The 12926-nt window shown below is 71.7% G+C and carries 9 protein-coding genes; 8 read left to right on the plus strand and 1 reads right to left on the minus strand.

The genetic code is table 11. The annotated features are described in order from the left end of the window. Nucleotides 1-290: 290 nt before the first annotated feature. Together ACZ60J_RS27035 and ACZ60J_RS27040 are read left to right on the plus strand one after the other, a co-directional pair. Complete coding sequence (locus tag ACZ60J_RS27035; protein ID WP_469685718.1) at nt 291-2441, plus strand: RecQ family ATP-dependent DNA helicase; 2151 nt, start codon at nt 291-293, stop codon at nt 2439-2441. A 142-nt stretch (nt 2442-2583) separates the two neighbouring features. Further along, a complete protein-coding gene (locus tag ACZ60J_RS27040) occupies nt 2584-4629 on the plus strand; it encodes a LuxR C-terminal-related transcriptional regulator (RefSeq protein WP_469685719.1) in 2046 nt (681 codons plus the stop codon). Nucleotides 4630-4688: 59 nt separating this feature from the next. Here the strand turns inward: ACZ60J_RS27040 and ACZ60J_RS27045 are convergent, their stop codons facing one another. Then, on the minus strand, nt 4689-5819 hold the full coding sequence (locus ACZ60J_RS27045) for a 3-oxoacyl-ACP synthase III family protein (protein WP_469685720.1): 1131 nt from the start codon (nt 5817-5819) through the stop codon (nt 4689-4691). Nucleotides 5820-6144: 325 nt separating this feature from the next. On the opposite strand from ACZ60J_RS27045, the gene ACZ60J_RS27050 reads away from it, so the two are divergent. From ACZ60J_RS27050 to ACZ60J_RS27075, 6 genes are read left to right on the plus strand one after another with little or no spacing between them, the layout of a single operon-like run. Then, nucleotides 6145-7233, plus strand: a complete 1089-nt coding sequence (locus ACZ60J_RS27050) for a polyprenyl synthetase family protein (protein WP_469685722.1) — start codon at nt 6145-6147, stop codon at nt 7231-7233. Beyond that, complete coding sequence (locus ACZ60J_RS27055) at nt 7233-8372, plus strand: mevalonate kinase family protein (RefSeq protein WP_469685724.1); 1140 nt, start codon at nt 7233-7235, stop codon at nt 8370-8372. Before ACZ60J_RS27050 ends, ACZ60J_RS27055 begins: the two co-directional genes overlap by 1 nt. After that, complete coding sequence (mvaD, locus tag ACZ60J_RS27060; RefSeq protein ID WP_469685726.1) at nt 8362-9456, plus strand: diphosphomevalonate decarboxylase; 1095 nt, start codon at nt 8362-8364, stop codon at nt 9454-9456. Before ACZ60J_RS27055 ends, mvaD begins: the two co-directional genes overlap by 11 nt. Beyond that, nucleotides 9453-10709 (plus strand): phosphomevalonate kinase, encoded by a 1257-nt coding sequence (locus ACZ60J_RS27065; protein ID WP_469685728.1) that lies wholly within the window; start codon nt 9453-9455, stop codon nt 10707-10709. Before mvaD ends, ACZ60J_RS27065 begins: the two co-directional genes overlap by 4 nt. Next, nucleotides 10706-11863, plus strand: coding sequence for a type 2 isopentenyl-diphosphate Delta-isomerase (gene fni / locus ACZ60J_RS27070; RefSeq protein WP_469685730.1), 1158 nt, complete (start codon nt 10706-10708; stop codon nt 11861-11863). The genes ACZ60J_RS27065 and fni overlap by 4 nt, the downstream gene beginning before the upstream one ends. Beyond that, nucleotides 11860-12921 (plus strand): hydroxymethylglutaryl-CoA reductase, encoded by a 1062-nt coding sequence (locus tag ACZ60J_RS27075; RefSeq protein ID WP_469685732.1) that lies wholly within the window; start codon nt 11860-11862, stop codon nt 12919-12921. The genes fni and ACZ60J_RS27075 overlap by 4 nt, the downstream gene beginning before the upstream one ends. The last annotated feature ends 5 nt before the right edge of the window (nt 12922-12926 follow it).

Raw genomic sequence — 12926 nt, forward strand, 5'->3', positions numbered from 1 at the left:
GAGCGCCGTCGAGCCGGGCGGGAGCAGCACAATTCTCGCGTGGCCTTCGAGCATGCGGCAACGAGCAATTGGAGCCGCCGACCGGAATTCGCCGGTATGCCGTTCATATCCTTGCCCCGCCACGCCGAAGATGACGCATTCCGTCCGGGCCGGACCGCGGGCACCAGGGGAAACACCTTCTCGGCGGCCTGTCCGGCGGGGCGGCCGCGCGGCGGGGCGGACGGGTGGTGGGCCGCACGTCACGCTGGGTGAATTGGCCGATTGTCCTGGGCATCGGGTTGCATGGGGGCATGGACAACCTGGAGCTCCGCGCCGAAGCCGATGCCGTCCTCGCCGAGCTGGTCGGTGCCCCGGGGGGCTCGGCGAGGCTGCGGGAGGACCAGTGGCAGGCGGTGTCGGCCCTCGTGGAGGAGCGCCGACGGGCCCTGGTGGTGCAGCGCACGGGGTGGGGCAAGTCGGCCGTGTACTTCGTGGCGACGGCCCTGCTGCGCCGTCGCGGCGCCGGCCCGACGGTGATCATCTCGCCGCTCCTGGCGCTGATGCGCAACCAGGTCGATGCCGCGGCACGGGCCGGGATCCAGGCGCGGACGATCAACTCGGCCAACCCGGAGGAGTGGGAGACGATCTACGGGGAGGTCGAGCGGGGCGAGACCGACGTGCTCCTCGTGAGTCCGGAGCGCCTCAACTCGGTCGAGTTCCGGGAGCAGGTGCTGCCCAAGCTCGCGGCCACGACCGGCCTGCTGGTGGTCGACGAGGCCCACTGCATCTCGGACTGGGGCCACGACTTCCGCCCGGACTACCGCCGGCTGCGCACCATGCTCGCCGAGCTCGCCCCCGGTGTGCCCGTGCTCGCCACCACCGCGACGGCCAACGCACGGGTCACGGCGGACGTGGCCGATCAGCTGGGCACGGGAGGCGGGGGCGCCCTGGTCCTGCGCGGCCCGCTCGACCGCGAGAGCCTGCGGCTGGGCGTGCTGGAGCTGCCGAACGCGGCGCACCGGCTGGCATGGCTGGGGGAGCGGCTGGGCGACCTGCCGGGCTCGGGGATCATCTACACGCTGACGGTGGCGGCCGCCGAGGAGGTCGCGGCGTTCCTACGGCAGCGCGGGTACCCGGTGGCCTCCTACACGGGGAAGACGGAGAACGCCGACCGGCTGCAGGCCGAGGAGGACCTGCTCGCGAACCGGGTGAAGGCGCTGGTGGCGACCTCCGCGCTGGGCATGGGCTTCGACAAGCCGGACCTCGGGTTCGTGGTCCACCTGGGCTCTCCCTCGTCCCCGATCGCCTACTACCAGCAGGTGGGGCGTGCGGGGCGCGGCGTGGACCACGCCGACGTGCTGCTGCTGCCGGGGCGGGAGGACGAGGCGATCTGGGCGTACTTCGCCTCCGTCGGGTTCCCGCCCGAAGAGCAGGTCCGGCGGACCCTGGACGTGCTGGAGCAGGCGGGCCGTCCGCTGTCGCTGCCGGCGCTGGAGCCGTTGGTGGACCTTCGGCGGTCGCGGCTGGAGACGATGCTCAAGGTCCTGGACGTGGACGGCGCGGTCAAGCGCGTGAAGGGCGGCTGGGCCGCCACCGGGCAGCCGTGGGCCTACGACGCGCAGCGGTACGAGTGGGTGGCCCGGCAGCGGCAGGCCGAGCAGCAGGCCATGCGGGACTACGTGTCGACCCCGGGGTGCCGGATGGAGTTCCTCCAGCGGCAGCTCGACGACGAGAAGGCGACCCCCTGCGGCCGCTGCGACAACTGCGCCGGCCCCTGGCTCGACCCCGCCGTGTCCCACGGTGCCCTCGAGGCGGCGACCGGCGAGCTGGACCGCCCGGGGGTCGAGGTCGAGCCCCGCCGCATGTGGCCCTCGGGCATGCCCGCGGTCGGCGTCGACCTCAAGGGCCGCATCCCCGTGGGCCAGCAGGCGGCGACGGGTCGCGCGCTGGGGCGGCTGTCGGACATCGGCTGGGGCAACCGCCTGCGCCCGCTCCTGTCGGAACAGGCCGCGGACGGTCCGGTTCCGGACGACGTGCTGGCGGCCGTGGTGACGGTGGTGGCCGACTGGGCCCGGTCGCCGGGCGGCTGGGCCGGCGGCGCGATGGCCCGGCCCGTGGGGATCGTGGCCATGCCCTCCCGCTCCCGACCGCAGCTGGTGGGCTCGCTGGCCGAGGGCCTGGCCCGGGTCGGCCGGCTCCCGCTGCTGGGCACCCTCGCCTACACCCCGCAGGCCGGCGAGTACGGCGCGCACCGCAGCAACTCCGCCCAGCGGCTGCGCGCGCTGGCCGCCTCGTTCGCCGTCCCCGAGGAGCTCGCCGCCGCCCTGGCCGCCACCCCCGGGCCGGTCCTGCTCGTCGACGACTACGCCGACTCCGGCTGGACCCTGGCCGTGGGGGCCCGGCTCCTGCGCCAGGGCGGGGCCGAGGCGGTGCTCCCCCTGACCCTTGCCCTCGCGGGCTGATTGGCAACTGTTCGCCAAGTCAAGAACGCACCGGGCTTCGTAGGATCCACGCAGGAGGGTCGAGCCTTGTGTGCCGGAAATGGCGACGATGCCGACGGGCCCTTCTTGGACGGCGGGTTGAATACGGGGGTAAGCCGGGGTCATGGCAATGAAATTGCTGGGGGAGAGTCGCAGTCCGAAGGCCATCGTCAACGGTGTCGTGCCGGCCCGGCGGGAAGACATCGTGGGGGAACAGATCCTGCGGGACATCCTCGGGGGCGAACCGGACCAGGGGCTGCTCGAATTCACGGCCGATGCCGGCGGGAATGCGCGATTGCTCGCCGAATGCGCGACCGGACTCGTGGAAGAAGGGCTCGTAAAGGAGCGCGGCGGAACGGTCGGGTTGACGGAGTGCAGGATCCCGGGCCGCGTGGTGGCATTCGTCAAGTGCCTGCTCGGTGATCTCAGCATGGACTGTCAGCGATTCCTCAAGGTCGCGGCCGTCCTGGGCAGGTCCTTCATGCTGGAGGACGTTTCCAGAATGCTGGACCAATCAGCCGCCAGCCTGCTTTCGTCCTTGGACGAAGCGATATCCTCGGGCTTCGTCGTCGCGGCGGAACACCAACTCGTTTTCCAGAGCGACTTCCTCCTGACGGGGGTCATCGAGTCGATCCCCGCTCCCGCGCGCGGTGCGTTGCAGCGCGAGGCGATGGGCCACTCCAGGAGGCAGGCGCAGTCGCTCGACCGGCAGTTCTGGGTGGCCGGGCACCCGCTGTGGATGGCCGACCGGCCGGCCGACCCGCCCCGGGAGGCCGCGGGCGACGTGGGCGACTCGGGCGACGCGCGAGAGGTCTGCTCCAAGCCCCACGCCCTGATCATGGAGGGACGGGCGGCAGCCGGAATCCGTACGGCGGAGCGCGTCCTGGCCGGCTCCACGAGTTCGGCCTCCGCCCGGCTCGACGCGGAGGCCTCCGTGATCCTGGGGTACTCCCTGCTCGGCATGGAGGAGGCGGAGAAGCGCTCCGCGAGGATCCTGCGGGAACAGGGCGCCGGGCCCGGCGACGTGGCCGGGCTGATGGCGCTGACGGCCCTCTCCAATGCCCGCTGGCGTGCGGGGGAGCTGGGCGAGGGGCTCAGCCTGGGCCGGGCCGCGGTGCGGTACGGCGACGGCGTGGATCCCGTGTGGCGCCTTCACTTCCGGCTGGCGCTGGCCGGGAAGCTCGCGAACCTGCGCGAGTTCGACAAGGCCGAGACGCTGATCGACGAGGCGGAAGCGGGCCTGCGGGAACTGGGCACCCGCGTCTGGGACGCCGCGCCCGCGGCGATGCGGGCCCGGCTGTTCCTCCAGGCGGGACGGGTCGCGGACGCCCGCCACCAGGCGGAGCTGGCGACCACCGCGGTCGACCGGGACGCGGTACCCCTGCTCCGGCCCCTCGCGTACTCGGTGCTCAGCACCATCCGGCTCTACAAGGGCGATCTGCCCGCGGCGACCGCGTACTTGAAGCGGGTGCAGGGCGAGTCCGAGACGGACCAGGCGGTCCTCTACTCTCCGCAGTACGGCTGGACCGACGTGCGCATCGCGGTGAAGAGGGAGGGGCCGCGGGCGGCCGTCGAGCTGTTCTCCGACAAGTACAGCCATCTGCCGACGCAGCGGAGCCTGTACATCGAGGATCCGGCCGCCGCCGCGTTCCTGGTCCGCCTCGCGCTGGACGTGGGCGACACCGACCTCAGGAACAGCGTGCTCGAAACGATCGACGGCCTCGCGGGCGACAACCCCGGCATCTCCGTGCTCGGCCTCAGCGCCCTGCACGCGAACGCCCTGGTGAGCGGCGATGCGGCCGCGCTGTCGCGGATCGTCGCGCAGTCGCCGGACCCGCTCTCGGTCGCCCTCGCGACGGAGGAACTCGCCAAGATCTACGGCGCCAAGGCCGAGCCCTCGCAGGCGAAGCCCGGTGGGGCGACGGCGTCACCGCTCAATTCGACGTGCTGGTCCGGTCTTTCCGACACGGAGCGGCGCATCGCGTACCTGGTGAGTGCGGGGATGACGAACCAGCAGATCGCCAAACGGGTTCACCTGTCGGCGCACACGGTGAACTACCACCTCAGGAAGATCTACCGGAAGCTGAACATCAACACCCGGGCCGAGCTGGCGCGCGGGGCCGCGAGCTATTCGAGCAAGGCCGCCATCTATTCGATCGAACCCGAGTAGGACTCGGCCCGCGCGGGACTCGGCCCGCGCGGGGCTCGGCCCGAGTGGGACTCGGCCTCTCACCTCGACCGTACGGGAGCTGCGGCGTAGGCCGGCTTCCGGGCCGGCCCCGCGTGCCGGGTGGGCAGCCAGCGGGTCAGTGCCGAGCCCACCGACATGCCCCCGCCGAAGCCGGTGAGCAGGACCACGTCCCCGTCGGCGAGGGCCCCCTCGCGGTGGGCGAGGTCGAGGGTGATGGGCACGGAGGCCGCGCCGGTGTTGCCGTAGGACTCCAGGGCCAGGTGGAAGCTGGCCCCGGGCAGTCCGAGCGAGGGCCAGACCTCCCGGAGCATCACCGCGTTCGCCTGGTGGGCGACGACATGGCGTACCTCGCGCGGGTCCAGTCCCGCGCCGGCCATCAGGTCTCCGACGGCCCCGGGCAGGTTGTCCTGCACGAACTCGCGGACCCGCCGGCCGTCCATCCGGAAGTACTGCAGGCCCTCCTCCAGCGTCCGGACGCTGGTCGGGATCCGGCTGCCGCCGGCCGGGACGCCGATCAGCTCGTGCTGGTCGCCCCGGGTGAGTAGCGAACTGGCGAATATCCCGCGGTCGTTCGGGGCCGGGCCGAGGACGACGGCCCCGGCGCCGTCACCGAACAGGATGGCGGTCCGGCGGTCGGAGTAGTCGAGGATCCGGGAGTAGACGTCCGCGCCGATGACCAGTCCGTAGCGGTCGCCGGGCTCGGTGCAGAGCATCCGCTCGGCGACCGTCAGCGCGTACACGAAACCGCTGCACACCGCGTTCAGGTCGAAGGCCGCCGCGTTCACCGCCCCGAGCCGGTGCTGGACGATGCTCGCCGTGGACGGCTGCGGGTGATCGGGCGTGGAGGTGGCGACGACGATGTACGCGAGCTCCTCGGGGGCGACCCCCGCTTGTTCGAGGGCCCGGACGGCAGCGGCCGCGGCGAGGTCGGACGTGGCCTGACCGGCATCCGCCCGGCGCCGGCTCCGAATTCCGGTCTTGCGGACGATCCATTCGTCCGTGACCCCGGCCCGTTCGGCGATCTCTTCGTTGGAGACCTCGGTCGGCGGGAGATATGCGCCGGTACCGAGTATTCCGATGGATCGGATGGATCGGATGGTGACTCCCGTGGTGAGGGGGCGGTGCGCAGGACTGCCCGGCGTGGAGAGTGCGTATTCACGGCCCGTCAATGGACGTACGACCGCCCCGTGTTGTCCGGACCATTGCTTTCGGGCAGTCGACTCATCGTGACACGACATCCTGTCGGTGGGCACTACTCGGTTGAGTAGTGGGCAGGTTGACGCCCCGTGGATAACATCGAAGCATGCTGATCACGTTTGGGGTGGCTTAGGGCCATGGACGGGCTTCTGCGGAAATCGGCGAGGCCGATGTGTATTCGGAAAGGGCCGTCGGCCCGGATTCGGGTGACGTGATCTCGGTGAATTCGTGCACCTGCGAGTACAAGTACGAGATTGATGATGAGGACGACCGTCGCCTCGACCGGGAGATGAGAGCATGACCGTCAGTTATCTCGGCGCAGCCGTGGATTCGACTGCCATCGACGCCGTGATCCGTGACTTCTTCGGCCAGCGCCGGGCCGAAGCCGACGCGCTCGGCCCGGACTTCGCGGCCGTGGTCGCGGAGCTGGAGAACTACGTCCTGCGCGGCGGAAAGCGTGTGCGGCCGGTCTTCGCCTGGCTGGGGTGGATCGGCGCCGGCGGCGACCGGGACGACCCGGACGCCACAGCGGTGCTGACCGCCTGCGCGGGGCTCGAACTGCTGCACGCGTCGGCCCTGATACACGACGACATCATCGACGCGTCCGACACCCGCCGCGGTCGTCCCGCCGCACACGTGGCCCTGGCCGCGCGGCATCGGACCCGGCGCTTCTCCGGCGATCCCGAGGCCTTCGGCACCGGAACCGCCATCCTGGTGGGGGACTTGGCCCAGACGTGGTCCGACGTCATGGTCCGTGCCTCGGGGCTGTCGGCGCAAGCACAGGAGCGGGTAGGCCCGGTGTGGTCCGCGGTGCGCTCGGAGGTCCTGTACGGCCAGCTGCTCGACGTGATCAACCAGGCGAGCGAGGACGAGAGCGTCGACGCCGCCCTGCGCGTCAACCAGTACAAGACGGCCTCCTACACGGTCGAGCGCCCGCTGCAGTTCGGTGCCGCGATCGCCGGCGCGGGGGCCGACCTCGTCGCCGCCTACGGGGCGTTCGGGGCGGACATCGGGATCGCGTTCCAGCTCCGGGACGACCTGCTGGGCGTGTTCGGCGACCCGACGGTGACGGGGAAGCCCTCGGGCGACGACCTTCGGGAGGGCAAGCGGACGGTCCTGCTCGCGACGGCGCTCCGGCGTGCGGACGAAACCGATCCGCACGCCGCCAGGTTCGTCAGGGCGAAGGTGGGAACCGACCTCTCCGAGAAGGAGATCGACACCCTGCGGGACATCTTCGTCCAGGTCGGCGCGGTCGACCGGATCGAGCGCCAGATCGCCCACCGGACCGACCGGGCCATGGGCGTACTGGAATCCAGCAGCGCCACCGCCCCCGCCAAGGAACAGCTCGCCATGATGGCGGTCAATGCTGTGCAGCGAGCCCGGTGATGGCGCTGACGAATGCCCGGACCTATCCCGACCGCACCCTCTCCGCGGGCGACACGGACCTCGAAGAGGGCCGGACCGGATGGGGGCGCGCCCACGCGAAGGCCATCCTGCTCGGCGAACACGCCGTCGTCTACGGTGCTCCGGCACTGGCCATCCCGGTGCCGCAACTCCCGGTGACCGCGACCGCCAGACGGCTGAGGTGCTCCGACGAAGGCGCGGACAGGATCTCCTTCGCCATGGCGGGTCCGGGGCCGGGAGCGGTCACGCCGCTCGCCGCGGACGGCCTGCGCCGCCTGCTCCCGGACTTCAAGACGATCACGGGTGTCGACGGCCACGTCTGCGTCGACGTGGTCATCGACTGCGCGATCCCGCAGGGCCGCGGGCTCGGCTCCAGCGCCGCCTGCGCCCGGGCGGCCGTGCTGGCCCTGGCGGACCTCTTCGACCGCCGGCTCGACGCCCGCGAGGTGTTCGATCTCGTGCAGGCTTCGGAGAAGGTGGCGCACGGCAGGTCGAGCGGCATCGACGCGCTCGCCACCGGCGCGACGTCCCCCCTCCTGTTCCGCTCCGGCGCGGCCCGGGAACTGCCCGTCGCCATGCCGGGGTACGCCCCCGTGTCTTCCGCCGTCGGCCCGATCACGGCGTCCTCCGTGCATTCCCCCGAGCGGACCGACGGCGTCGCCGGTGAAGGACCGTCCTACGCGTTCGACGGGCTGTTCGTCCTCGCGGACAGCGGGGTCAGCGGCAGCACCAAAGAAGCGGTCGAGCTGCTGTGGCGGAAGTTCGAGCACAGCGCACAGACGCAGGCGGACTTCGTCCTCGGCGCCTCGCGCCTGACCCGCGCCGCCGCACGCGACCTCGCACACGGCCGAACGCACCAGTTCGGCGCACGCATGACAGAAAACCACGAGCTGCTGCGCGAGCTGGGGCTCAGCACCGACCGGATCGACGGGCTGGTCGACGCCGCCCTCGCGGCCGGCAGCCTCGGCGCCAAGATCAGCGGCGGCGGACTGGGCGGCTGCGTGATCGCGCTGGCAGCAGAGCCCCGCCGGGCAGAGGCCACCGTCCGGAGCCTCCACGAAGCCGGCGCCGTCCGTACCTGGGTAGTCCCGATGGGAAGGTTCGCACACCATGACGATTGACCACGACTTGGGACTGGCAGCGCCGGTGGAAGAGGCGGAGCTCACGGAGCCGACAGGACCGGCGGGGCACCGGGAGAGCCTTCTCGGCCCCGGGTCGACCGCCGTCGCCCATCCCAACATCGCCCTGATCAAGTACTGGGGCAAGCGCGACGAGGAACTCGTCATCCCGTACGTCGACAGCCTGTCGATGACCCTGGACGTCTTCCCGACGAACACCACCGTCCGCCTCGACCCCGAGGCGCGGACCGACAGCGTCATCCTCGACGGAAGGCCCGCGGAGGGCGAGCCGCGCCGCCGCGTCCTGGTCTTCCTGGACCTGGTCCGGGAGTTGGCCGGGCGCACCGAACGGGCCGCCGTCGACACCCGCAACGCCGTCCCCACCGGGGCGGGCCTGGCCTCGTCGGCGAGCGGATTCGCCGCCCTGGCCGTCGCCGCAACCGCCGCGTACGGCCTGGACCTCGACCCGACCGCGCTCTCCCGCCTCGCCCGGCGCGGCTCCGCCTCGGCCTCCCGGTCGATCTTCGGCGGCTTCGCCCTGTGCCACGCGGGCCGGGGCGCCGGAAAGGAGGCGGACCTCAGCTCCTACGCCGAGCCGGTGTCCCTCCCCGACTTCGACCCCGCCCTGGTGGTCGCCCTGGTCAACGCCGGCCCCAAGGCCGTCTCCAGCCGGGCGGCGATGCGGCGGACCGTGGAGACCTCGCCGCTCTACCAGGCCTGGGCGACGTCGAGCAAGGGCGACCTGACCGACATGCGCGCGGCACTGCTCCGCGGCGACCTCGACGCGGTCGGGGAGATCGCGGAGCGCAACGCCCTCGGCATGCACGCGACGATGCTGGCCGCGCGGCCGGCGGTGCGCTACCTGTCACCGGCCACGGTGGCCGTCCTCGACGGAGTCCTGCAGCTCCGCAAGGACGGAGTGGCGGCCTACGCGACCATGGACGCCGGACCGAACGTCAAGGTGCTCTGCCACCCCGAGGCCGCGCCCCGGGTGGCCGAAACCCTGCTGGCCGCTGCCCCCGGATGCTCGGTGCTCACCGCCCGGCGCGGGCCGGGAGCCCGGCTGCGCACGGCGGACGAGCAGTGACCGGTACGAGCACGGTGACCGGTACGAGCACGGTGACCGGTACGAGCACGGTGACCGGTACGAGCACGGTGACCGGTACGAGCACGGTGACGGGTACGGGAACGGTGACCCGGCACGCGCCGGGCAAGCTGTTCATCGTCGGCGAGTACGCGGTGGTGCAGCCGGGCCACCCGGCGATCGTCGCAGCCGTCGACCGGCAGGTCGGCGTCGCCGTATCGGCGCCCCGTGGCGGCGGTGGCAGCGCAGCCGACGTGGAGATCGACTCCGACCTCTGCCCGGGAGCGGTGCGACTGCGACGGGGTGACGGCGGGCTCACCGCACTCGGCGCGGACGGCGAACAGCGGGTGCGGGACGGTCTCACCCACGTGGTGTCGGCGATCGAAGCGGTCGACGGGCTGCTGGCCGAGCAGGGCCTGTCCGCACCTCCCGTCCGCCTCTCGATCACCAGTCGCCTGCACCACGAGGGAACCAAGCTCGGCCTCGGATCGAGCGGTGCGGTGACCGTCGCGGCGGTGTCCGCCCTGACCGCGTACTACGGCCTGGAGCTGTCGCACGAGGACCGGTTCCGGCTCGCGATGCTCGCGACGGCCCGGCTCGACGCCCGTTCCTCCGGCGGCGATCTGGCCGCCGCCGTCTGGGGCGGATGGATCGAGTACCGGGCGCCTGATCGGGCCGAGGTGCTCGACCTGGTGCAGCGCCGGGGCATCCAGGAGTCGCTCCGTACGCCGTGGCCCGGGTTCGGGCTGCGACGGCTGCCGTCGCCCCGCGGTCTGGCGGTCGAAGTGGGCTGGACCGGCCGGCCCGCCAGCACCGCTTCCCTGGTCGGGAGCCTCGGACGGCGCGCGTGGCAGGGCAGCGCGGCCCAACGGAGCTTCCTGGAACGCAGCGACACGTGCGTGCGCGCCTCGGCCGACGCACTCGAACGGGGCGACGGCCCCGAGCTGCTCCGGCAGATCCGGGGCGCCCGCCGGATGCTCGCCGAACTGGACGAGGAGGTCCGGCTCGGAATCTTCACCCCCACGCTGACCGCGCTGTGCGATGCCGCCGAGACCGTCGGCGGGGCGGGGAAGCCGTCGGGTGCCGGGGGCGGCGACTGCGGCATCGCGCTGCTGGACGCCACGGCGGAAGACGCCACGGTGCACGAGCAGATCGCGCACCTGCGGAAGGGATGGGCCGCCGCAGGGGTGCTCCCCGTGCCGATTCATCTCCAGTCGACGAAAGGGAGCGCAGCATGGAAAGGGAGCGCGGCATGATCGCTGAGCGCAAGGACGACCACGTGCGGTTCGCCGCCGAGCAACAACGCCACCTGGGCGGATACAACCAGTTCGACGAGGTCTCCTTCGTCCACCACGCCCTGGCCGGCATCGACCGCTCCGACGTCTCGCTGGTCACCCGGTTCGGCGGCATGGAATGGAAGGTGCCGCTGTACATCAACGCGATGACCGGCGGCAGCGCGAGGACCGGCGCCATCAACCGCGATCTGGCGATCGTCGCCCGGGAGACCGGCGTGCCCATCGCAACCGGCTCCATGAGCGCGTACTTCGCCGACGAGGCCGTGGCGGACACCTTCGGCGTGCTGCGCCACGAGAACCCCGACGGGTTCGTCATGGCGAACATCAACGCCAACGCCTCCGTGGAGATGGCGCGGCGGGCCGTCGACCTGTTGCGGGCGGACGCCCTGCAGATCCACCTCAACGTCATCCAGGAGACGGTCATGCCGGAGGGCGACCGCTCCTTCTCCTCCTGGGGACCGCAGATCGAGAAGATCGCGGACGGAGTCGGACCCGACGTCCCGGTGATCGTGAAGGAAGTCGGCTTCGGACTGAGCCGCGAAACCATCTCGGCACTGAGCGACATGGGCGTGCGCGTGGCCGACGTCGCCGGCCGCGGCGGCACCGACTTCGCACGCATCGAGAACGACCGGCGCAAGCACGCCGACTACGCCTACCTGAACGGCTGGGGCCAGTCCGCCCCTGCCTGCCTGCTGGACTCCCAGCACGCCGCCCTCCCGGTGCTGGCGTCCGGCGGGGTCCGCAACCCGCTCGACGTGGTGCGCGGGCTGGCGCTCGGCGCGGCCGCCGTGGGCGTGTCCGGAGGATTCCTGCGGACCGTCCTCGACGGCGGCCCGTCCGCCCTGATCGCGCAGATCACCACCTGGCTCGACCAGGTGGAAGCCCTGATGACCGCGCTGGGCGCCCGCACCCCGGCCGACCTGAGCCGGTGCGACGTACTCGTCCACGGCGACCTGCGCGCCTTCTGCGCCGACCGGGGGATCGACACCCGCCGCCTGGCCACCCGCTCGCACGCGCATTCCCAGGCGCAGGCCCAGGCCCAGGCCCAGCTCCAGCCGCACTCTCGCTCCCACTCCCACGACACCGCTCACGAAACGGTTGGAGAGATCCGATGAACGACACCCACGAGGTCGCAGGCGTTCCCCTGAAATGGGTAGGCCCTCTGAGGATTTCGGGGAACGTGGCGAACGTGGAGACGGAGGTCCCGCTCGCCACCTACGAGTCGCCCCTGTGGCCCTCCGTCAACCGCGGGGCGAAGATCTCCAGGCTGGTCGAGCAAGGCATCGTCGCCACCCTCATCGACGAGCGGATGACCCGCTCGGTGCTCGTCACGGCCCAGGACGCGCAGACCGCGTACCTGGCGGCGCTCGAGGTCGACGCCCGGTTCGACGAGCTGCGCGCCGTCGTCCGCACCTGCGGCCGCTTCGTCGAACTGATCGGTTTCCGCCACGAGATCGTGGCCAACCTGCTCTTCCTGCGGTTCGAGTTCAGCACCGGCGACGCCTCCGGGCACAACATGGCGACGCTGGCCGCGGACGCGCTCCTGAAGCACATCCTCGGCGCCATTCCGGGGATCGAGTACGGCTCGATCTCCGCGAACTACTGCACCGACAAGAAGGCCACCGCCATCAACGGCATCCTCGGCCGCGGCAAGAACGTGGTCACCGAGCTGCTCGTACCGCGCGAGATCGTCCGCGACGTGCTGCACACCTCGGCCGGCGCGATAGCCGAGCTGAACGTGCGCAAGAACCTGATCGGCACCCTGCTCGCCGGCGGAATCCGCTCGGCCAACGCCCACTACGCGAACATGCTGCTCGGGTTCTACCTGGCGACCGGTCAGGACGCGGCCAACATCGTCGAAGGATCCCAGGGCGTGACCGTGGCCGAGGACCGGGACGGCGACCTGTACTTCTCGTGCACCCTGCCGAACCTGATCGTCGGAACGGTCGGCAACGGAAAGGGACTCGACTTCGTCGAGGAGAACCTGACGCGCCTGGGCTGCCGCGAGGAGCGCGAGCCCGGCGAGAACGCACGGCGGCTCGCGGTCATGATCGCGGCGACGGTGCTGTGCGGCGAACTCTCCCTCATGGCCGCGCAGACCAACCCGGGCGAACTCATGCGGGCGCACGTCGCACTGGAACGCAAGCCCTCGACCACGAAGATCGGACGGTGACGGCA

It is taken from the genome of Streptomyces sp. NPDC104226 (assembly GCF_055584085.1).

Excerpts from the sequence above, each read along its gene's own strand:
- mvaD (WP_469685726.1), top strand. The coding sequence starts at position 8,362 with ATGACGATTGACCACGACTTGGGACTGGCAGCGCCGGTGGAAGAGGCG.
- ACZ60J_RS27055 (WP_469685724.1), top strand. The coding sequence starts at position 7,233 with ATGGCGCTGACGAATGCCCGGACCTATCCCGACCGCACCCTCTCCGCG.
- ACZ60J_RS27035 (WP_469685718.1), top strand. The coding sequence starts at position 291 with ATGGACAACCTGGAGCTCCGCGCCGAAGCCGATGCCGTCCTCGCCGAG.
- fni (WP_469685730.1), top strand. The coding sequence starts at position 10,706 with ATGATCGCTGAGCGCAAGGACGACCACGTGCGGTTCGCCGCCGAGCAA.
- ACZ60J_RS27050 (WP_469685722.1), top strand. The coding sequence starts at position 6,145 with ATGACCGTCAGTTATCTCGGCGCAGCCGTGGATTCGACTGCCATCGAC.
- ACZ60J_RS27040 (WP_469685719.1), top strand. The coding sequence starts at position 2,584 with ATGGCAATGAAATTGCTGGGGGAGAGTCGCAGTCCGAAGGCCATCGTC.
- ACZ60J_RS27075 (WP_469685732.1), top strand. The coding sequence starts at position 11,860 with ATGAACGACACCCACGAGGTCGCAGGCGTTCCCCTGAAATGGGTAGGC.